General features: G+C 74.0%; 1 protein-coding gene. It reads left to right on the top strand.

What is annotated here, in order from left to right; translation table 11 throughout:
- On the top strand, positions 1-1,185 hold a 1,185-nt coding region (locus EAO70_RS36715), incomplete at both ends, for a transglycosylase domain-containing protein (RefSeq protein ID WP_261993243.1).

Raw genomic sequence — 1,185 nt, 5'->3', positions numbered from 1 at the left:
CCGCCCGCCCCGCCACCGGCCTCTCCGGCCAGCGCGGCTACCTCGTCCAGGCCGTGGAGGAGTACCTGACCGAGCACGGCATCGTCGACGAGAAGACCCTCGCGGGCGGCGGCTTCCGCATCACCACCACCCTCGAACCCGCCAAGCAGGACGCCCTCGTGAAGGCCGTCGAGGACCAGGTGACGTCCCGGCTGGACCCGGCGGCCTCCCCCGTCGACCGGTACGTCCGGGTCGGTGCCGCCGCCGTCGACCCGGCCAACGGCCAGGTCCTCGCCATGTACGGCGGCGTCGACTACACCCGCCAGTACGTCAACAACGCCACCCGCCGCGACTACCAGGTCGGCTCCACCTTCAAGCCCTTCGTCCTCACCGCCGCCGTCCAGAGCGGCGCCCAGACCCAGCAGGGCGAACCGATCACCCCCCACACCGTGTACGACGGACGCAACCGCCGCCCGGTGGAAGGCTGGCCCGGTCTCCCGTACGACCCCTCCAACGAGGACGACGAGAACTTCGGCGAGATCGCCGTCGGCGCCGCGACCGACCTGTCGGTCAACGCCGTCTACGCCCAGATGGCCGTCGACGTCGGCCCCGGACACGTCCGCCGCACCGCCGTCGCCCTCGGCCTGCCCGGCTCCACCCCCGACCTCACCGCCACCCCCTCCATCGCCCTCGGCGCGGCCACCGCGAGCGTCCTCGACATGGCGACGGCGTACGCGACCCTCGCCGCCCACGGCCGGCACGGCACGTACACCCTCGTCGAGAGCCTCAGCAGGGACGGCCAGGAGATCACCGTGCCCACCCCCACCGCCCGGCAGGCGGTGACCCGGGAGGCCGCCGACACCACCACGGCCGTCCTGCGGAACGTCGTCAGGACCGGCACCGGAACCGCCGCACTCGCCGCCGGCCGCCCCGCGGCCGGGAAGACCGGCACCGCCGAGGACGACAAGGCGGCCTGGTTCGCCGGCTACACCCCGGAACTCGCCACCGTCGTCGCCCTGATGGGCCAGGACCCCGAGTCCGGACGGCAGGAACCCCTCTACGGCGCACTCGGCCGGCCCCGGATCAACGGCGGCGGCGAACCCACCGAGATCTGGGCCCAGTTCACCCGGGACGCCCTGGCGGGAACCCCGCCCCGGGACTTCGACCTCCAGGTGATGCCCGGAGCCGAGGAACTCCCCTCGGTCC

Source organism: Streptomyces sp. adm13(2018), assembly GCF_008042145.1.
Lineage (GTDB): Bacteria > Actinomycetota > Actinomycetes > Streptomycetales > Streptomycetaceae > Streptomyces.
This window is presented reverse-complemented; position numbering and strand designations above follow the sequence as displayed.